The sequence below is a fragment of the Sorangium sp. So ce204 genome (assembly GCF_051526795.1).
GTDB classification, from domain to species: Bacteria; Myxococcota_A; Polyangia; order Polyangiales; family Polyangiaceae; genus Sorangium; species Sorangium cellulosum_B.
The window spans coordinates 4,248,187-4,268,473 of the sequence record NZ_CP150317.1 but is presented as its reverse complement, the minus strand read 5'-3'; the positions used below and the strand labels follow the sequence as shown (position 1 = coordinate 4,268,473).

The window sequence follows — 20,287 nt, the reverse complement described above, 5'->3', positions numbered from 1 at the left end:
ACCATGCTGGGCTCACGGCGAACACGGCTTCACCATCCGCTTATCTACCCACCGCTGCCGCCATCGACCCGACGCGCTGCCGCGAGCTCGCGTGCACGTCCGCTCACGTCCGCTTACGTCCACACGCCGCTTGCTCGCTCGCTCGCTCGCTCGCGCCGCGGGCGCCGGTCGCCGGGCGAGCGCGAGCTCGGCGCGGCTTCGGATCGGCTTCCCCTTGCCCGTGCCGCGTCGGCGTGACGGATAATGCGCGACCATGACGAGGAGCTCGCCGGAGGCCTTCGGGAGATGCGCGGACTGAGACGATGCCTGCCATGGGCGCTCCTCGCGGCCACGGCGCTCGCGGCGGCGCCCGCGGCGCACGCGCAGACGCAAGGTGCGCCGCTCCGCATCCATGTGCGCGGAAGCGCGCAGATCGAGGCGGTCGCATGGACCGAGCCCGACGGGTTCGTCGTGCGCGGAAGCGTGGTCGACGACGCGCGGAGCGCGATCGCGGAGGCGCCGCTCTCCATCGACGCCCTCACGAGCGCCGGCGCCCCCGCGGTCCTGCCGGCGGCCTTCGGGTGCGCGGCCGACGGCGCGGCGCGCGCCCGCGAGCCCCGCCCCTCGCAAGGCGGCTACGTGATCGCGACAGACGAGCGCGGCGGGTTCTGCCTCCGCGGGCGCGCGCCGCTCGCGGACGCGACGCTGCGCATCCGGTTCGCAGGGGGAAAGCTCTACGACGCGGTCGAGGCGAAGATCCCGATCGAGGCGCACGCGGCCCCGCTCGCGCCGGTGATCCTCCGGTTCGACCCGCCGGTCGACGCGGTCGATCTCGATCGCCCGACGGTGAACGTCACCGTGGCGCTCCGGCTCGATCGCAGCGGCGCGCGCGGCGTCGGGAGCGGCGCGCCGTTCGAGCGCGAGCGCCTCCCGATCGCGCTCGAGGACGAGCGCGGCGCGCGGCTCGCCGAGGCCCCGACCGGCGGCGACGGCCGCGCGCGCTTCGAGCTCCCGACCGAGCGCCTCGACGGCGCCGGCCAGGGCGTGCTGCGCGCGCGCTTCGATGGAACCACCACGCTCGCGAAGGCGAGCGTCAGCCAGAGCGTCGTGCGGTACGCGCAGGTCACGCTCGATCTGTCGCATCCCGTCGAGCCGGCACGCGCGGAGGACGGCGTGCCGATCGACGTCGAGGTGCGCTCGTCCCGCGGCCCTGTCGAGGGCGGCGTGGTCGAGGCGCTGCGCGCGGGCGAGCCCGTCGGGGCGGCCACCGTGACCGGCGGCAAGGCGCGGGTGATCGCCGCGTTCACCGCCGAGCGAGCGGGGACGGTCCCGATCTCGCTCCGCTATGTGCCCGCCGCTCCGTGGTGGATCCCCGGCGCGGAGCTCGCGATCGACGTGCCCGTCGCGGGCCCAGGGGCGTGGCGGCAGATCGCGCTCGGCGCCGCCGTCCTCGCCATCGCGGGCTGGGTGCTCGGCGGCTGGCGGCGGGCGCCGAAGCGCGCCGCGACGACGCGCGCGGGCGACGAGCGGCCCGTCGCGCCGCCCGGCCGCGCCGGCGTGCGCGTCGTGGGACCGCTCGAGGGCGCGACCGGCTGGCGCGGCGCCGTCGCCGACGCGCATGACGGAACGCCCATCGCGCGCGCCGAGCTCGTGATCGTCGTCCCCGCCTTCGACGGCAGCGGCGTCATCGCCCGCGCGCTGACCGACGACGTCGGCGAGTTCTCGATCGAGGCGCCGTACCGGAGCGACGCGAGGCTCGTGGTCCGCGCGCCGATGCACAGCAGCCATGAGCAGGCGCTCCCGTCGCCGAGCAAGCTGGGCATCGCGCTGGTCACGCGGCGCCGCGCCGTCCTCGATCGCCTCGTGCGCTGGGCGCGGCGCCAGGGAGCGCCCTTCGAGGGGCCGCCGGAGCCGACGCCCGGGCACGTGCGCCGGGCGGCGAGCAGGGTTCAGCAGCGCGAGGTCGAGCTCTGGGCGAGCCGGATCGAGCACGCCGCCTTCGGTCCCGATCCCGTGGACGAGCGGATCGAGCAGGACCTCGGGGCCTCGGAGCCCAAGCCGGGCGCCTCGCCGCTAGCCCCGTGAGCCAGGCGACGGGGCCCGCGGAGCGCCGGCCCCGTCGCCGCGCCGATCTGCCGTTTCGCTGGTCGGATCGCGCCCCCGCGCGACCGCACGTTGACGTATGGGGTGCGTCCCATATAGTCGGCTCCCTCGCCGGAGAACGCCAACGTGGAAATCGCCCTAATTATCGTCGGCCTCGTCGTGGTGGCGGCGATCGTCTACTTCGTCACGAAGAAGGCGCCGCCACCGGAGATCGCAGCGCCCCCCGAACCGAAGAAGCTCCAGGAGAAGGCGAAGCAGCCCTCCGAGAAGCCGGCGGACAAGCCGACCGAGAAGCCGCGCGCCCAGAAGAAGCCTCCGGCGGAGGAAGCTCCTCCGGCGAAGGCGAAGGAGCCCGCGCCGCAGGAGGAGCCGCCCGCGGCGGCGCCCGCCCCCGTCGCGCCCCCGACCGCCGTCGCGCCGGCGGCGCCCGAGGCCGCGGTCGCGGAGGCGCCCATCGCGCCCGCGATCGAGGCGCCGGCCGTCAAGCCGGCCGCCAGGCCAGCGCGGGAGACCGCGCCTCCGGCCGCGCGCAAGCGAGACATCGAGGGGCTCCGCAAAGGCCTCACGAAGGTGCGGGAGAGCGAGGGGTTCTTCGGCCGGCTGAAGGCGCTGTTCGCCGGCAAGAAGGAGATCGATCCCAACGTCGTCGAGCAGATCGAAGAGGTGCTGCTCACCTCGGACGTCGGCGTGAAGACGACAGAGCTCCTCCTCGACGAGATCCGATCGGCGCTCAGCAGGAACGAGCTCGCCGACACCGACAAGGTCTGGGACGCGCTGCGCGAGCACGCGAAGCGGATCCTGCGCGTCGGCGCCGGCGGCGGGCTGCCGCTGAAGGCGCAGCCCACCGTCGTGATGGTGGTCGGCGTGAACGGCGTGGGAAAGACGACCACGATCGGCAAGCTCGCGACGCAGCTCAAGGCCGAGGGCCGGACGGTGGTGCTCGCGGCGGGCGACACGTTCCGCGCGGCGGCGGTGCAGCAGCTCAACGTCTGGGGCAAGCGCGTCGGCTGCGAGGTCGTGCGCGGCAAGGACGGCGCGAACCCCGGCGCGGTGATCTTCGACGCGATCCAGAAGGCCAAGGACACCGGCGCCGACGTGGTGCTCGCCGACACCGCCGGCAGGCTGCACACGAAGACGAACCTCATGGAGGAGCTGTCCCGGGTCGCGCGCACCATGAACAAGGCGCTCGAGGGCGCGCCTCACGAGACGCTGCTCGTGCTCGACGCGACGAACGGCCAGAACGCCATGCAGCAGGCCGCGCTCTTCAAGGAGGCGCTGCCGATCACCGGCATCGTGCTGACGAAGCTCGACGGCACCGCCAAGGGCGGCGTCATCCTCGGCATCTGCGCCGAGCATGGGCTGCCCGTCCGGTACGTCGGCATCGGCGAGCGCGCGGAAGACCTCCGCGAGTTCGAGCCCGACGAGTTCGTCGAGGCGATGCTCGGCCGCGCCAGCGGCTCCGAAGACGCGGCCGCCTGAAGCGCGGTCGCGGCGTGAGCGCCGGCGGCGCTCGATCTCTCCTCACCACCCAATCGCGCGGCTCGACAGCGGTCCAACCAACGGGCGATGGCTCCGATGTCTCAGCACGCCGCGCCTCTGCCGCTGAACCCGTCAGGCGCCACCATCGTCGCGCCCTCGGCGCAAGCACACCGGCGATCCGAGCCCGCGGTGATTGTGCAGCGAGTCTGCCGCTCGCCGCGTGTCCACCCGGCGGGTCCCCTCTGCGACGCCGCCGGTCGTCCGTGGCAAAAGGATTTGGTTGTTGATCCTTTTATTTTCGACGTGATATAGTCCGTCGGGCTTGGCGGTTGACCGAATTATTTAATGAATTCGAGTAGTTAGGAAGCTGTACTACCTGGGCGATCGATCGCTCGCATCGCACGGACTTCGGAAGGGATGGCGATGAACCAGGCTCGCGTGGGGCTTCTCGTTGCGGCTGCGCTGGTCGCGATGCCGCTTACGGCATCAGCTCAGCCAAAAGGGCAACCCAAGGAAATCAACCTCGACGAGCCAGAGACTCCTGCCGAAGGCACGGAGCCGGTGGAGGCGCCCGCGGCCCCTGCCGAGGGCGGCGAGACGACGGGGCTTGGGGACATCTGTGCGATCGACCCGACGGCGTGTCCCACGATCAATTTGGAGAAGGAGGCCGCGAAGGATCTCAAGAACGAGACCTACGCGGTGCAGCAGATCTACGCGCTGCGCTACCACCGCTTCGAGGTGAACCCGTACTTCGGGCTGACGATGAACGATCAGTTCGTCGGCCACAACGGGCCGGGGCTCGCGGTCAACTGGTACCTCACCAACGTCCTCGCGATCGGGGTCAACGGCAACTGGTACGGTGGCCTCAACACGCCGTCGGACTTCAACTTCCAGACGAGCAGGGCGGCGCGTGTCGGCGAGCCGATCACCGAGTATCAGTGGAACGCGAATGCGAACTTCACGTACGTCCCCGCGTACGGCAAGTTCGCCGGGTTCAGCGACTTCATCTTCCACTACGACTTCTTCGTGCTGGGCGGTGTCGGCGCGATCTCGACGAGGCCCATGGCCGTCGTCGATCCCGACAACCGCACCTTCGACTGGAAGCCGAAGCTCTCGTTCCACGTCGGCGGTGGCCTCCGCATCTTCTTCAACCGCTGGTTCGCGGCGATGTTCGAGGTCAGCGACTACATCTTCTTCGACGAGCTCGAGAACCCCAGCGTCGACCCGAACAACCCTCAGGACAAGAGCACCTGGCTCGCCGAGGGGAAGAGCTTCACCAACAACGTACAGGCGCAGGTCGGGCTGTCGGTCTTCCTGCCGTTCTCCTGGGAATACCGGCTGCCGAAGTGAGGACTTTGGACGCGGGGACGCGCAGACGCTGAGCGCGAGACATAGGATGATTCAGCCAAAGACGGGGACAGGCATGATGCGTCGATTCGTCCAGAGCCTCTGCACCGTGGTGGCAGGGCTTACCGGCTGTGCACTTCTGATGACGGCTGCGCCCGCGGAGGCGCAGGAGATCCAGCTCACGGGCCCTCTGGCCGGCGCGCCGGCCGTGCGGAAGCTCCGGCTCCACCGTGACGGGCGGTTCGAGGTGGCTCCAGGCGCATCGTTCACGCTGCTGGACGAGTACCGGCGGACGATCATGCCGGGCCTGCGGCTCACCTACCACTTCACGGACTGGCTCGGCTTCGGCGCCTGGGGCGGGTACGGGTTTCAGTACAACACCGGGTTGACGGACGAGCTCCAGCGCGTCGCGATCGACGGGCGTAACTGCGACACCCAGCCCTTCACGAAGGCGTGCCAGCTGACCAGGGTCAACCTGACCAAGGGCGACCTGACGAAGGATCAGCTCGGACAGATCCAGTGGGTCGCAGCGCCCCAGGTCACGGTCGTTCCCTTCCGCGGAAAGCTGGCGCTGTTCGCCGAGCTCTTCGTCGACACCGACGTGAGCTTCTTCGCGGGAGCCGCGGCGATCGGCGTGAAGGAGCGCAAGGAGTGCGGCACGAACAACCAGAACTCCTGCTCGGACACCTTCGGGCTCGAGAGCCGCATGGCCTTCGCGCCGACGTTCGGCCTCGGCTGGAACTTCTACCCGTCGGAGTTCATCGGCTTCGGCGCGGAGTGGCGTGCCCTGCCGTTCGCATGGAATACGTCGGGCTTCGACAACCACGGGCTCGGAACGGACGAGGCGTTCCCTGACCGCAAGGTGGACGACAAGGACCGCGAATTCCACTTCACGAGCATGGTCACGGTGAGCCTGAGCATTCAGTTCCCCACCGGCATCAAGACGACGGAGTAGACGGCTGCGCCGGCTCGCGGTAACGGAGCCGGTTCGCCCGGGGTAGCTCGGGCGGGAAGCCCCCTCTGCAGGGAGTCACTCTAGCGGGGTGCAGGTTCGTGTGATACGGGCTCAGCCGCTAGGCAGGCGCGTGAGGCGTACGAGAGTACGCCGCAGCGAGCCGAACGACGCGGATGAGCCCGTAGCGCATGAAGATGCGCCCCGCTATAGATCTGACGACGGTCGCCGGGTAGCTCGGACCGGGCGTCGGAGACAGCCACCAGAGGTCAGCGTTGGGTATTTTCGATTTTCTCCGCAAAAGCAATCCCCCTGCCGGGGGCGCCCCCTCCGACAAGAAGGTGGCTGGGCCTGCGAAGGTCGTCGCGGACAAGCGCGCTCAGACGTACGACCGCCTCGACGCCATCCAGTCGCTCGCCGCGATGAAGAGCGCGGATGCGGCGGCGGCGCTCCTCAGGCGCTTCACGTTCTCGATCGACCCCTCCATCACCGATCAAGAGGAGAAGGATCTGGCGTTCCGGGGGATCGTCGATGCGGGCAAGGACGCGGTGCCGGCCGTTGTCGAGTTCTGCATCAAGGCCGAGGCGCTCACCTGGCCGCTCAAGATCCTGCGGGCGCTGCTCGACGACACCGGGTACCGGACCGAGCTCGTCCAGCTGCTCGACCGCTTCGACACGGAGTATGCGCGCAACGTCGAGCCGAAGCAGCAGCTCATCATGGCGCTGGGCGACATCAGGGGCGACGACGTGCGGGTGGCGGTCGAGCGGTTCCTCGACGACGTCAACGAGACGGTCCGTTTCCACGCCGTGCAGACCATCTTTTCCCAGGGTGATGAGGCGAGCGTGCCAGCGCTGGTGAAGATGCTCGCGGCCGAGGAGTCGGTCCGGGTGAAGAACAAGGTCGCCGAGGGGCTGATGACCCGGGGCTGGACGGTGCCGGCCGAGCTGCGGAGCAGCGCGAGCCAGGCGCTCCAGGACTCGAACGGCTTCAGCGTGGGCTCGGACGGCAAGCTCCGGAAGGGCGCTGGATACAGCTGACCCGGCGCGCATCGTGACAAGTCCGTTCGCCCTGCGATCGGGTTGACAGCATCACCGCGCGTGGACGAAACTCCACGCCATGCTTGTTCAGCCCTCGGCGGTAGCTGAGAGCGAAGCCGCGCAGAACGGCCCGCACAAGACGAAAGCGAGCGCAGTCCGTGATTGAGCACCGCTCATCGATGGCGGAGCTTCCGTCACGACCTCGTCCCCGGCGCTCCAGCGACGCGCGCCCAGGCACGCTCGTGGGGAGCGCCCGTCGCGTCCCCCTCCGTCGCCTCCCCCTGTCACGCGCGCTGGCCGTGGCGTGCCTGCTGCCTTGCGCGCTCGCCGCGCGCAGCGCGGCCGCAGCCGACTTCGAGGTCGAGTCGACGACCGGCGTCCAGGCCTACGAGGTCGCGGGCCCCTGGGGCGACACGAACATCGAGCGGCGTCGGCTCCTTCAGACGCTGGGGCTCGCCGTCTACAACCTCCAGGGTGACTCCGCCCCAGGCGAGGCCGACTACTCGGCGACCGTGCGGCTCCGGCTCGACGCGGACTTCGGGATGAATGGCCACCTCGACGGCGCGCAGCGGGGCGGCGAGACCGACTACAGCATCGATGGCGGCTCGCGCTACATCCCGGGGCTGCGCGAGGCGCCCCTCGATCTGATGTACGCGTACGTCGAAGGGCGGAACGTCGCCAGCGGGTGGCTCGGCTTCCGGGTCGGCCGCCAGTACGTGAGCGACGTGCTCGGGTGGTGGTCGTTCGACGGCGCGCTCGTCCGGCTGACGACGCCCTACTACGTTCAACTCGAGGCGTACGGCGGGCTCGAGCAGCGCGGCGGCCTGCCGCTCTCCACATCGCGCTTCGAGCGGCAGGGGATCTGGCGCGGCAGCCACCGGGGATTCGGCGACGACCGGACGCAGCCTGGGAGCGCAGCCGATTTCCCGTCGTATCAGGAGGCCGATCTGGCGCCGGCGTTCGGCGTCGCGCTCGAGAGCGCCGGCCCGAACTACATCCACGGTCGCCTGACCTACCGCCGCGTTTACAACCTGGGGACCTCTGTCACCCAGCAGTTCCCGGATCCGGACGGAGGCGTCCGGACGTCCGATGGGTCGCGCATCTCGCAGGATCGCCTCGGGTACGCCGCCAACCTCAACAAGCCGGATCTCGGCGGCATCAAGGGCGGAGTGACCTACGACTTCTACAACCAGCTCGTCGGCTCGTTCTACGGCGGCCTGGAGGTGTACGCCGGGAGCCGCGTCACGCTGGGAGCGGACGTCGACTACTTCGTTCCCACGTTCGACGCTGACTCGATCTGGAACTGGTTCACCCACGATCCCATCACCACGATCACCGGACGGGCGGCGGTGGACATCACCCGCGAGCTCGACGTCGCGGCCTGGGGCGGCACGCGGATGTGGATCGCCGAAGGCAACCCGGAGGAGTTCGGCGCTGGCCAGTGCGAGGCGGTGAGGCGACCGGGCTGCGTCGGCGCGACGTCGCTCGATCCGAATGACGGCGATCTCCGCGACTACGCGCGCGACGAGAAGAACCGCGCCGCGACGATCTCGACCGACGTGCTCGCGAACCTCGCGGGCCGCTACCGCACCCGCACGACGTCGGTCGAGCTCCGCGGGATGCTGCAGACAGGGGAGCGCGGGCGGCGGACGGGGGCCGATCTCTCGGGAGAGAAGCGGCTGAGCGGGCAGCGCTACGCGCTCGGAGCGCGGATGTCGCTGTACGACTGGGAGGATCCGCTCAGGCCGGACCGGGGCGCGACGTCGTTCGGATACGTCCTCGGGGCCGGGTACCGGCCGGGCGAGGCCGCGGATTTCAAGATCGAGTGGGAGCACGACATGAACCGGCTTGTGGGCCAGCGCTTCCGCGTCGTCGGCCTCGTGAACCTGCGGGTGGCGCCGTGAGCGAGGATCGCATGGACGCAAGACAGGACGAACGCCGCCGCGCTCGGCGAGACGAGGCGAGGTTCGTCCCTGGGTGGGTCGCGATCGTCGCGTGCCTGGGCGCGCTGGCGCTCGCGATCGTGGGCCCCGAGGCGGCTGCCCAGCCGAAGCCGCCGGCGGCAGCGGGAGACGACGGCGCCGAGGCGGCGGAGGATGACGCGGAGGAAGGCGACGCCGAGGGAGAGGCGCCCGCCAAGGCGCCGCGCGGCGGGTACACGTCGGGCCTCCACCCGATGCCCGCCGACGCGGAGGTGCCGCTGGCGTGGATGCCGCCCGGGACGAGCGCGACCCCGGTCCCGAGCGACGAGATCTACCCCCCGCAGACGCTGACGATCCGCTTCAACCACAAGAAGCACGTCAAGGGGCTCAAGCAGACGTGCAAATCGTGCCACGGCGCGGCCTACACGAGCGGCGCGGTGACGGACCGGCTGCTGCCGAAGCCGAGCGAGACGTGCGACAACTGTCATGATGTCGATCACTCCGACCTCACCCAGGTGAAGGCGGGGACGAACGAGAACGGACAGTGTGTGTACTGCCATATCGGGGAGAACGCTGGCAGCGACGGAAAGGTGGCGCCGCTCGTGCTGCCGCACGCGAACCTCCGCTTCCCTCACGCGAAGCACGTGAGCCGGAACATCAAGTGCAGCCAGTGCCACGGCCGCGTCGACCAGATCGAGCTCGCTACCCGAGATCAGCTGCCGCGCATGGCCGGCTGCTTCACGTGCCACAACATGAGCGGCGCGGCCCAGGGTGAGGCGAAGAGCGACTGCGACGTCTGCCACCTGACGCGCCCCGACGGGCGGCTCGTGACCGCGTTCGCCACGGGCGATCTGCTGCCGCCCGCGTGGCTGCACGGCGCGGGGCACACGCCCGACTGGCTCGAGCGGCACAAGCAGATCGCGGCGAACGACAGCGCCTTCTGCGGGTCATGCCACAGCGCGAACTACTGCACCGACTGCCACGACGGGAAGATCCGTCCGCGCAACGTCCACCCGAACGACTTCCTCTCAATGCACCCGCAAGCGGCCCGGCAGGACAATCCTCGCTGCGTGAGCTGCCATCAGGAGCAGACGTTCTGTGCGGACTGTCACCGGCGGACGGGCGTGGCGCGCGAGGCGCCGAGCGCAGCGCGGCCCGCGGGGCGCCGCTTCCATCCCCCGCCGGCGGAGTGGACCACGGCGCCGCGGAGCGCGAAGCACCACGCCTGGGAAGCAGAGCGAAACCTGAATGCGTGCGTTTCCTGCCACACCGAGCGGGACTGCGCGACCTGCCACGCGACGCGCGGGGCGTCAGGCGGGCAAGGGCTGAACCCGCACCCGCTCGGGTTCGAGAGCAAGTGCAAGACGGCGTTCTCCAGGAACCCGCGTCCGTGCCTGGTGTGCCATCAGTCGAGCGACAGGTTCGTGCAGCGGTGCCAATGAAAAGTCAAAATCCGTCAGTATATTCCTTGCCCTGGCCTTCCGGCGACGGGTATAGCGAAGTGCGCGCGGCTTCCCTAACGATCGCCGCGAACGCCAAGGAGAACGGGCGTGAAGGAGCTGATCAAGTACCTGATCGACAACCTCTATCTCGATTTCCAGGGGGAAATCACGCTGGAGACAGTGCGGGGCTTCCTCCGCGAGGACGACGGACGGGAGGCACGCCAACTTTTGTCGAAGCTCATCGAGGAGAAAGGGGTAGACGACATGCTGATCACGCTGGCCGACTGTCTCAAGGAGCACATCCAGTCCGGGGTGAACGAGAAGGTCGTCCGCGAGCAGCTCTCGCTCTACTCCGAGAGCTGAGCACGCTGGCTCGCGCGACGCGCCTTGCCCCCCTCCCCCTCTGCCTGCAGGCGGCCCTCGCGACGGCCGGCTGCGACGTGGGGGAGGCCACGCTCCAGCCGATCGACGCCCCTCCTGTCCAGCTGATCGAGGCGCGCGCCACGACCAGCCTCGACCAGAACTACCAGCCCGTCCGCACCGCGCTCGATCCCGCCGGCACGACCGAGGTCCTGTCGACCGCGAGCTTCGTGCTGAAGTTCGATCGCTACCTGCTGCCGAGCTCGGTGAGCGCCACGGTCGGCGCCGAATCCGTGTGCGTCTCGGGCGATCTGGCCACGGTCCAGTCCTACGCGGACTGCGTCAATCCGATCGCCCTGGCGCCCACGTACAACCCCGTCCAGCGGGAGGTCATCTTCCGCCAGATCGAGGGCATGCCGGGCCTGGTTCCCGGGACCCGGTATGCGCTGACGGTCTTCAAGCCGGCGGACGAGGCTGCGCCGTCCGGCATCCGCGCGTTCGACGGCGCGCCCCTCGGCGGCAACACGCGCATCGAGTTCTCCGTCGCGGCGACGAACCCGCCTCAGGCGATGCCGGAGCGCCCGCCGAGCGGCGACTTCTTCTGCCAGCGAGATCTCGAGTGCGTCGCGGACACGGCAGCTTGCCAGGGCGACGCGCCCACGGATCCGACGTGCGTCGCCTGCGTGAGGGGCGCCGCGTACTACCTCTTCTACGGCTGCTTCGGGTGCCACAACGGCGCGAGCGCCGCCGCAGGGCTGGACCTGAACCTGGGCACGGCGTTCAACCAGCTCGATCCGCTGTTCGAGACCGCGATCGGGCGCACCGCGCACCAGACCCAGATGGGCGAGAAGGCGCACGTGGGGGAGGCTTCCCCGGAGCGCTTCGGCAGGGCCATGCCGCTCATCGACCCGGGAAACCCGGGGAACAGCTACCTGCTCTACAAGCTCCTCATCGGGCAGAGCGCGGTCGACCCCTCCTTGCCCGCCGATGCGGCGGAGAAGCTCCGCCAGGAGAACGAGCGGCTGCAGGCGTCGTTCGTGGTGGGGATGCCGATGCCGCCCCCGCCTGCAAACCCCATCTTCTGGTTCCACCCCCAGGAGCCGGAGGATCAGTACACAACGCCCTACGTGGACGGCATGGACATCCTGTCCGCGTGGATCCTCGACGGCGCCGCGCCGCGAGACTGCTCCGCCCCGGCTGCCTCGCCCTGACGGCGCTCGCGCAGCGTCACATCACGCGATTCCGCCCGGCCTTCTTCGCATGATAGAGCCGCTCGTCGGCGCGGCGGTAGAGCTCCATCGGCGAGACCGGCGCGTCCGGCGTGACGCCGGAGACCCCGAAGCTCGCGGTGACGGCGACCTCGCCGTCCTCGAAGCGGAACGGCGTGCGCTCCACGAGCGCGCGCAGCTTCTCGGCCACCAGGCGGGCGCCGTCGACGGCGATCTCCGGCACGAGCAGGGCGAACTCCTCCCCGCCGACGCGCGCGAGGATGTCGTCGCGGCGGACGTTCGCGGCGGCGAGCGCGGCCATCTGGCGGAGCACGGCGTCGCCCGTGAGGTGCCCGCGGGTGTCGTTGATGTTCTTGAAGTGATCGATGTCGAACATGATGAGCGCGAGGTGGCGATGGTAGCGACAGGCCCGTGACACCTCGCGCTCCAGCGCGACCTCGAAGGAGCGCTTGTTGTGGACCTGCGTCAGACCGTCGAAGGTCATCAGCCGGTAGATCTCCTCGTGATACGACAGCTCGACGTTCCCACCCTGGATGAACTTGAAGATCGTCCGGCCGATCTTCACCTGGTCACCGTCCTTGAGGGCGCGCTCGTCGACGGAGACGTCGTTCACGTAGGTGCCATTGGTCGAGCCGAGATCGCGGACAACGTAGCTCATCCCCGTCCAGGAGATGCGCGCATGACGCCGGCTCACCGCGTCGTCGTCGAGCGGGATATCGGTCTGTATCGCGCGCCCACACTCGATCGCCCCGGTCCCTAGCGCGATGCGGCGCCCGAGCTCGGTGCCGTAGATCACCACCAGGCACGCGGTGCCCGGCGCCACCGGCGGCACCGGCGGGGCGATCGCGGTGCAGGTGACGAGCGTCTGCCGATGATCGTTCTCTTGCTTCGCCACGCTAGGGGACCCAAGTACACCAGAGCCGACGTGCCAGGGCAACGCGCGTCGCGCGTCGGACATGGTAGGCTTCGGCCATGAAACACTGCGGTTTCGCGCAGATGTGTGTCGCTGCCACGATGGTCGCAGGGCTCGCCGTTTCTCTGAGCGGGTGTGGCACGAGCTCGCCCCCGATCGACGAGGGCGACGCCGCGCCCGCGCCGCACCAACCCGAGACCGTCACGACCTTTCCGGACGCGCCGCCGCTCCCGGGCGAGACCGAATGCAAGGTCGTCGTCAAGACGGGGATCCCCGTTACGTCGGCGCAACACGTGGCCACGTGCGCGCCTGTCCAGTACGCGACCAACCCGCCGAGCGGCGGAGATCACTGGGGCCTGTGGGCCGCGTACAAGCGCTTCGAGTCCGAGGTCCCGCGCGAGATGTACGTCCACAACCTCGAGCACGGCGCGATCGTCCTCGCGTACCGGTGCGCCGCGTCCGGCTGCGCAGAGGTGAAGGCGGTGCTCGACGAGGTGCGGGCCGAGGCCGCCTCCGATCCGAAGTGCCTCATGGTGCCGGGAGGACCGGAGGCGCGGCTCGTGATGACGCCCGACAGCGCGCTGGACACCCCGGTCGCGGCCGCGGCCTGGGGCGCGACGTACACCGCGACGTGCCTCGACAAGGCGTCGCTCGCGCGCTTCGTGGCGGACCACTACGGCAAGGGCCCGGAAGACACGTGCAGCGACGCGGGGGCCGTCGATATCGATCTGCCAGACGGCGGCGCGCCGATCTGCGGCGAGGGAGCTGGCGGCGGAGGAGGAGGCGGCGGCGGCGGCGGAAGCGGCGGCGGCGGCGCGGGCGCGGCGGGGGGCGCTTCACCGGACCCGTAACCGGGTTGACAGGTGGCTCCTCGCCCGGGAGCATTCCGGGGATGAGCGAGCCGTCGACCGTGACACCTCGGTTGGCAGAGCGCTTCCGGCTGCTGGACGTCGCGGGGTCCGGCGGGTCGGCCGAGGTCTGGAGGGCCGTCGATCAGGAGCGCGGCGGCCTGGTGGCGCTCAAGATCGAGCCGCGCGAGCGCGGAGCGTCCGCGGCGCAGCGCGCCTCCGTGCGGCGGGTGCTCGGCCGCGAGGCGCTGCACGCGGCGCTGGCGCTCTCGCCGCGGCTGCCGGAGCTCGTCGACGTCGGCTGGCTCGCGGCGTCGTCTGACATCACGCGCGTCGCGCGCGTCGCGCACGTCGCGCGCGCCCCCGGCGAGGACGGGCGCGCGTTCGTCGCGATGCGCTGGATCGAAGGGAGGGCCGTCGCCGACGCCCTGCGCGGGCTGCCCCCTGGCGAGCGCGCGGCGCTCGCGCTCGCCGCCGCGCGCGACGCGGGCGAGGCGCTCGCCGACCTGCACGGCATCGGCCTGGCGCACGGAGATCTCAAGCCGGAGAACCTGATCCTGACGCCGGAGGGGCGGATCGCGGTGATCGACCTGGGGCTCGCCTGCTCGATCCACGAAACGTCCGTGGACGGGGCGACGCTGCGGTACATCGCGCGCGGGGACGCCGAGCTCGGAGACGCGCGGGCGAGGGATCTGCTCGCGCTGGGGACGCTGCTCGCCGAGATCGCCTTCCCCGGCGTGGCGGACGCGGACGATCCCATCGGAGCGGCGCGGGCCGCGGCGGCCGCGGAGAGCGCGGCCGGGCCGCCGCTCGACGCGATCTGCCGGGCGCTCCTCTCACCCTCCCCCGCGGCGCGCCCGTCGTCCGCGTGGGTCACCGAGTCGGCCCGCGCCGCGATCGCCGGCGCGCGGCGCGCGCGGCCCCCGTTCGCCGCGCCCCCCGCGGGGCGCGCCGGCCGCGATGCGGGGGCGCCCGGCGCAGAGCGCGATCGACAGGACCGCGACGCGCGCCGCGTGCGCGCCGCCTACCTGCGCCTGCGGCGACACGAGCTCGAGGCGGCGCTCGGGGTGCGCGACGATGTCGCCCCCTGGCTCGTGGACGCGTTCGCGGTGGTCGAGCGGGTGCGCGCGCTCTCCGGCGCGTCGCTCCGCGCGGGCGACGGCGCGGCGCGCGTGGGTCCGCCGCAGAGCGACGCGGCGTGGCTGGGGCGGCTCGGGCCGGACCGCGTCGCGCGGTGGCTCACCGCGCTCGCGGGGACGAGCGCGACGGCGTGGCCGATGGGGCCGATCGCGTCTGCGCCGGAGAGGGCGCTCGCGGACGCGCTCGTCGCGCTCGCGCGGCAGATCCCGCCGCGCGCCTGGACGTTCGCGGACGTCGAGGCGGCCGTGCTGGGAACCCCGGGGAGCGGCGCGCGGCAGCGGGCGAGCGCGGCGCCGAGGGACCGCGGATCGGCCGAGGGCGTCGCCGAAGCGCAGGCCATCGGCGCGGCGGAGGCGGCGGCGCTGGCGCTCGCGATCGCGCGTGTGCCGCCGGATCCGCTCGCGCTCGAGGCGATCGAGCAGCGCGACGACGCGCCGGCCAGCCTGGTCGTCGCGGCGGCCAACGCGCTCCGGCTGCACGGCGACGCCGGGCGCGCGCGGAGCCTGGTGCTGCGCTCGTGCGTTCGAGGCGCGACGGAGGCCGCGGCGCTCGCGGCCGAGGTGCTGCGGCGCGCCGGCGATCGCGCCCTCGCGGAGGAGCGCGCGCGCGCCGCGATCGACGCCGGCGCGGACCCGGAGGGGCGCGCGCGCGCGGTGCTCGCGCGCGTCGCGATCGACGCGGGGGCGCTGGAGGCGGCCGACGCGCTCGCCGGGGATGCGGTCACGGCGCCGCTCTGCGAGGTGCGCGCGCTGCTCGCCGTGCTGCGCGGCGACACCGCGCGGGCGCTGTCGGAGGTGGCGCGCGGCGAGGCGCTCGCGAGCTCCGTGGAGGAGCTGGCGCGGATGGCCGCCGTGCGCGGCTACGCGTGGCACGCGAGCGATCCGGAGCGCGCGCACGCGTCGTTCAGCGCCGCGGTCGACTACGCCGTCCGCGCCGGCGCGGTGGTCGAGGAGGCGACCTACCGGACCGGTGAGGCGGCGGCGGCGGTGGATCTCGGCGATCTCGACGGCGCGATCGCGACCTCGACCCGCGCGGCGCTGCTCTGGGAGCACCTCGGCCGGCCGGCGCAGGGCGCCCGGGCGCTGCTCGCCTGCGCCGCCGCCTACGCCACCGCGGGCCTTTTGCACGAGACCTGCCGGACCGCCGAGGACGCCATCGCGCGGGCCCGCGACGCGGGCGACGCGAAGGCGGAGGCCTACGCGCTCTGGGCCATCGCCGACGTGGTCGCCGCGCGGGGCGACGGCGTCGTCAGCGCGGACGTCGGATCACACGTCGACCCGCGCGCGGCGGCGGCGCGCGCGGCGGCGCTCCTCGCCGGAGGCTCCGCGGACGACACGCTCCGGGCGGCAGCGCGGCTCCTCCGCCACGGCGCGGGCGAGCTCGATGGAGCCCGCGTCGAGGAGCTCGACGAGCTCGCGAACGGCCCGGAGCCCGCGGCGGCCTCGCGGCTCGACTGGTGGGGAGCGCGCGCCGCGATCGCGCTCGCCGCGGACGACGTCGGCGCCGCGGACGACGTCGGCGCCACGATCGCCGCGGACGACGCGCCGCGCGGCCCGGCCGGCGCGTCGGCGTGGCGCGGCCGCAGCGACCGCGTCCTCGCCGCGATCGCCGCGCTCGCGGGCGCCCGCGCCCCGATCGCGGCGCGCGGCCCGGCGCTGGCCGCGGCGCACGCGCTGGCCGTCAGGGCCGGGCAGACGGACGTCGCGCACCGGGTGCTCGCGGCGCTCGCCGACGCCGCGCGCGAGCTCTGCGGGCGCACCGCGGGCGCAGGCTCGGCGGGCGCCTCCGCTGCCTCGCCAGGGGCGTCGGCGCTCTCCGGCGCGGTCCGGTCGCTCCCGTGGGTCGTCCGCGCGCGGGCGATGCCGGAGAGCGGGCTTCGACCCGAGCAGGCGCGCGATCTGGAGGTCCTCGTGGGCGCGCTCGGCGAGCGCGAGCGGCTCGCGCCGCTGCTCGACCGGGTCGTCGACGCGCTCGTGCTCTGGACGGGGGTCGAGCGGGGGCTCCTGCTCCTGCGCGCCCCGAACGGGCGCCTCGTCCCGCGGGCCGCGCGCAACCTGGCGCGCTCGCGCCTCGGCGCGGAGCAGCTCGCGCTGTCGGAGACGCTCGCGCGCCGCGCCCTGGAGGCGCGCGAGCCGGTGGTCGCGGTCGACGCGGCGGGGGAGCTGCCGAGCGTGCACCACAGCGTGCACGCGCTGAAGCTGCGGAGCGTGCTGGCCGTCCCGCTCGTGGCGCGCGGCGAGGCGCTCGGCGTCGTCTACCTCGACGACCGCGTGCGCCGCGGCGCGTTCGGCGCGCAGGAGCTGCGGTGGGCGCGCGCCATCGCGTCGGTCGCGGCGCTGGCGATCTCCGACGCGCGCGCGCAGGTCGAGCTGCGCCGCGCCGCGCGCCGCGCGGAGCGCGCCTCGTCGCGCCTCGCCGAGGAGCTCGCGCGGCGCGAGGCGGAGCTCGACGCCGCGGCGCTCGAGCTCGCCAGGGCGCGCGGCGGCCGCGACACGCGCTACCGGTACGACGCCATCATCGGCGAGAGCGAGCCGCTGCGCGCGATGCTGCGCCTCGTCGATCGGGTGACCGCCTCCGAGGTGCCGGTGCTCGTGTGCGGCGAGTCCGGCAGCGGCAAGGAGCTCGTGGCGCGGGCCATCCACCACAACGGCCCGCGCGCCGCGCACGCGTTCGTGAGCGAGAACTGCGGCGCGATCCCCGAAGGGCTCCTCGAGTCGGCGCTCTTCGGGCACGTGCGCGGCGCGTTCACGGGCGCGGATCGCCCGCGCGCCGGGCTCTTCGAGGTGGCCGATCGGGGCACGCTGTTCCTCGACGAGATCGGCGAGATGAGCCTCGCGATGCAGACGAAGCTGCTGCGGGTCATCGAGGACGGCCTCGTGAGGCCGATCGGCTCGGAGCGGGCGCGCAAGGTCGACGTGCGGGTCATCGCCGCGACCCACCGGGATCTGGAGGCGCTCGTCCGGGCCCGCGCATTCCGGGAGGATCTGCTCTACAGGCTGAACATCATCACGATCCGGGTGCCGCCGCTGCGCGAGCGCGCGACGGACGTGCCGCTCATCGTCCAGCACCTCGTCGAGAAGCATAGCCGCGGCCCGGTCCGGGTCACGCGCGGGGCGATGGAGCGGCTCTCGGCCTTCGCGTGGCCGGGCAACGTGCGTCAGCTGGAGAACGAGATCCGGCGGGCGATCGTGCTCTGCGACGGGACCATCGATCGGGAGCACCTCTCACCGGAGATCGCGCACGGCGGCAACGCGGCGCCCCGCGAGCTCGGCCTCAACGTCCGAGCGAGGATCGACGCGCTGGAGACGGAGCTCGTGCGCGACGCGCTCGAGCGCACGCGCGGGAACCAGACGCAGGCCGCCAAGCTGCTGGGCCTGTCCAGGTTCGGCCTTCAGAAGATGATCAAGCGGCTCTCCATCGAGGCGTGAGGAGGGCCCGAGCGGGTCACCTCGACTTCACGAGGGCGCCCGCGTCGCGCAGGATCGCGTCGAGCCCGTCGTCGTTCGCCTCGTAGTAGCCGCGGATCACGCCCTGCTGGTCGACCAGCACGAGGCGCTCGCCATGGAAGATGCTGAAGAGGCCAGGGCTCGACTCCTTCTTGCCCATGGCGATCTTGAAGCCGTCGAGGACCGTCGACTCTATCTGATCGAGGGGGCCTGTCAGGAACGTCCAGCGCTCGAGCGGGAGCCGCTGCGACGCGGCGTAGGCCGCGAGCACCGCCGGGGTGTCGTTCTCGGGATCGACGGTGAATGTCACGAGGTGGAGCGCGTCACCGAGATCGCGGCCTCGGCGCTCGATCTCGCTCATGCGCTGCGTGAGCTTGGGACAGACGGTCGGGCAGGTCGTGAAGATGAAGTTTGCGATCCACACCCGGCCCCGGAGCTGCTCCAGCCCGAACCGCGCGCCCCGCTGATCCGTGAGCTCGAAGGCGGGCAGAGGGATGCGGATCGCGGGCGTCTCCGCGGCCCGGCCGTGGAGCGCGCGCCCCGCGACCCCGATGGTGACGAGCGCCACGAGCCCGATCAGCGCGAGGAGCGCGGCCCAGAACACCGGCGTGCCCACGAGCCCGCCGCGCCGGGGCCTCCCCGTGTCACCGCGGTCGGACGGAAAGGATTGGCCGGTCGGCTCCGCAGGCGGCAGAGCGCCGCTCGCGTGGCGCGTGGGCTCCGTTGAGACCATCCGGTGACGCTTAAGGGCCTGTCGCCGGTGAGTCAAGGCGACGAGGCGCCGCTCAGGCGCCGATCATCAGCGCAGCGAAGAGGAGCACCAGGTAAACCATGGAGGCGAAGAAGACCTGACGCGCCCAGCGAGCGCCGGTGCCCGCGCGGAGACCGTAGACGCCGAGCCCGAAGAACGCGCCGCCGAGGAGGACCGCGGCGCCGAGGTAGACAGGGCCCGCCACGCCGAACGGGACGAACAGCACCGAGGACAGCACGAGCAGCGCGAGGTAGCCGACGATGTGGCGCCGTGTCGTGAGATCGCCCTTCTCGAGCGGCAGCACCTTGAGCCCCGCGCGCTGGTACTCGTCCTGACGGAAGAGCGATATCGCGAGGAAATGCGGGATCTGCCAGAGGAACATGACAGCGAAGAGCAGGAAGCCGGGCGCATCGATCTGCCCTGTGACGCTCGTCCACCCGAGCAGCGGCGGGATGGCGCCGGGGATCGCGCCGATCGGCAGCGACAGCGTCGTCCTGCGCTTGAGCGGGGTATAGACGAGGACGTAGCTGAGCAGCGCCGCCGCGGCGAGCACGCCCGTGGTCGCGTTCACCCCGACGAACAGCACCGGAATCGAGGCGGCCGAGAGCGCGATCCCGAACCAGAGCGCCAGCTCCGGCGAGAGCCGCCGCGCCGGCAAGGGGCGGCTCCGCGTCCGCTCCATCAGCAGATCGGTGTCGCGCTCGATGTACATGTTGAGCGCGTTGGCGCCGGACACGACGAGCACCGTCCCCAGCAGCGCCAGCGCGAGCTGCGCCGGCGGCACCGCCGCGCGCTCGATCGCGGCCTCTCCCGCGAGGCCGGCGCGGAGATAGCGGCTCGCGACCCACATGCCGCCGAGCATCGTCGCGACCACCATCCTCGTGATGCGCGGCTTGGTGAGGCTCACGAGATCGGCCGCTCCCTTGAGCAGCGGGCGCGTGCTCGTGGGGACCGCACAGCCGCCGCCCTCGGACGGCTCGGCCTGGCGAACGTAAGGGACCGGGGCGCGCTCGGCGGCCTGCTCGACGCTCATGGTCACGCGCGCACCTCGCTGCTGTGCCCGGCGCCCGCGCCGCGCGCTCGCGCGACATCCCCGAAGATCCCTGGTCTCGGGACAGCCACACTGAAAATCGACGTCGTCACCGGAGCGCGGGAGGCGGGAGAAAACAGCATCGGGGCCGGGAGACTAGCGCGCACAACACGTCTCGGGGAGTCGAGTTCGTCAGTTGTCGCCCGCCTTCCTTTAGGGCACGAGTCGCCTTGGGGCAACCGTCGTGGCGTGCTCATCCGTTCTTTGCGCGTCGAGCGAGCCTGGAGAGGTCGCTCCACCACGCCGCTC

Annotated in this window: 14 protein-coding genes; 11 read left to right on the top strand and 3 right to left on the bottom strand. The window is 72.1% G+C overall.

Features of this window, described 5'->3' with window-relative positions; translation table 11 throughout:
- The first annotated feature begins 285 nt into the window (after positions 1–285).
- The 9 genes from WMF22_RS15995 to WMF22_RS15955 all read left to right on the top strand — a co-directional run bounded on the left by WMF22_RS15995 (position 286) and on the right by WMF22_RS15955 (position 11,832).
- Positions 286–2,064 carry a carboxypeptidase regulatory-like domain-containing protein gene (locus tag WMF22_RS15995; RefSeq protein ID WP_438036288.1) on the top strand — a complete coding sequence of 593 codons (1,779 nt, stop codon included), beginning with the start codon at positions 286–288 and terminating at the stop codon, positions 2,062–2,064.
- Between the two features lie 144 nt (positions 2,065–2,208).
- On the top strand, positions 2,209–3,561 hold the full coding sequence (ftsY, locus tag WMF22_RS15990) for a signal recognition particle-docking protein FtsY (protein WP_437299934.1): 1,353 nt from the start codon (positions 2,209–2,211) through the stop codon (positions 3,559–3,561).
- A 561-nt stretch (positions 3,562–4,122) separates the two neighbouring features.
- Positions 4,123–4,911, top strand: coding sequence for an outer membrane beta-barrel domain-containing protein (locus WMF22_RS15985; RefSeq protein WP_437299933.1), 789 nt, complete (start codon positions 4,123–4,125; stop codon positions 4,909–4,911).
- 73 nt (positions 4,912–4,984) lie between these two features.
- Positions 4,985–5,863, top strand: a complete 879-nt coding sequence (locus WMF22_RS15980; RefSeq protein WP_438036287.1) for a hypothetical protein — start codon at positions 4,985–4,987, stop codon at positions 5,861–5,863.
- 338 nt (positions 5,864–6,201) lie between these two features.
- On the top strand, positions 6,202–6,897 hold the full coding sequence (locus WMF22_RS15975) for a HEAT repeat domain-containing protein (protein WP_437299931.1): 696 nt from the start codon (positions 6,202–6,204) through the stop codon (positions 6,895–6,897).
- A gap of 299 nt (positions 6,898–7,196) precedes the next feature.
- Positions 7,197–8,801, top strand: coding sequence for a hypothetical protein (locus WMF22_RS15970; RefSeq protein WP_438036286.1), 1,605 nt, complete (start codon positions 7,197–7,199; stop codon positions 8,799–8,801).
- A gap of 11 nt (positions 8,802–8,812) precedes the next feature.
- Positions 8,813–10,261 (top strand): cytochrome c3 family protein, encoded by a 1,449-nt coding sequence (locus WMF22_RS15965; RefSeq protein ID WP_438036285.1) that lies wholly within the window; start codon positions 8,813–8,815, stop codon positions 10,259–10,261.
- Between the two features lie 108 nt (positions 10,262–10,369).
- The gene (locus tag WMF22_RS15960) at positions 10,370–10,624 is read left to right on the top strand and encodes a hypothetical protein (RefSeq protein WP_044964942.1); all 255 of its coding nucleotides are present in this window, start codon (positions 10,370–10,372) and stop codon (positions 10,622–10,624) included.
- A 77-nt stretch (positions 10,625–10,701) separates the two neighbouring features.
- On the top strand, positions 10,702–11,832 hold the full coding sequence (locus tag WMF22_RS15955) for a hypothetical protein (protein ID WP_437299928.1): 1,131 nt from the start codon (positions 10,702–10,704) through the stop codon (positions 11,830–11,832).
- Between the two features lie 16 nt (positions 11,833–11,848).
- Here the strand turns inward: WMF22_RS15955 and WMF22_RS15950 are convergent, their stop codons facing one another.
- Entirely contained in the window at positions 11,849–12,745 is an 897-nt protein-coding gene (locus WMF22_RS15950; protein ID WP_437299927.1) for a diguanylate cyclase, read from the bottom strand.
- A 77-nt stretch (positions 12,746–12,822) separates the two neighbouring features.
- Between WMF22_RS15950 and WMF22_RS15945 the strand changes: the two genes are divergently transcribed.
- On the top strand, positions 12,823–13,614 hold the full coding sequence (locus tag WMF22_RS15945; protein ID WP_438036284.1) for a DUF3105 domain-containing protein: 792 nt from the start codon (positions 12,823–12,825) through the stop codon (positions 13,612–13,614).
- Positions 13,615–13,655: 41 nt separating this feature from the next.
- Positions 13,656–18,179, top strand: a complete 4,524-nt coding sequence (locus WMF22_RS15940) for a sigma 54-interacting transcriptional regulator (RefSeq protein ID WP_438036283.1) — start codon at positions 13,656–13,658, stop codon at positions 18,177–18,179.
- A gap of 16 nt (positions 18,180–18,195) precedes the next feature.
- Here WMF22_RS15940 and WMF22_RS15935 read toward each other — a convergent pair whose 3' ends face one another.
- Both WMF22_RS15935 and cyoE read right to left on the bottom strand, forming a co-directional pair.
- Entirely contained in the window at positions 18,196–18,930 is a 735-nt protein-coding gene (locus tag WMF22_RS15935; RefSeq protein ID WP_437299924.1) for an SCO family protein, read from the bottom strand.
- A 52-nt stretch (positions 18,931–18,982) separates the two neighbouring features.
- Positions 18,983–19,981, bottom strand: coding sequence for a heme o synthase (gene cyoE, locus WMF22_RS15930; RefSeq protein WP_437299923.1), 999 nt, complete (start codon positions 19,979–19,981; stop codon positions 18,983–18,985).
- Positions 19,982–20,287: the final 306 nt, after the last annotated feature.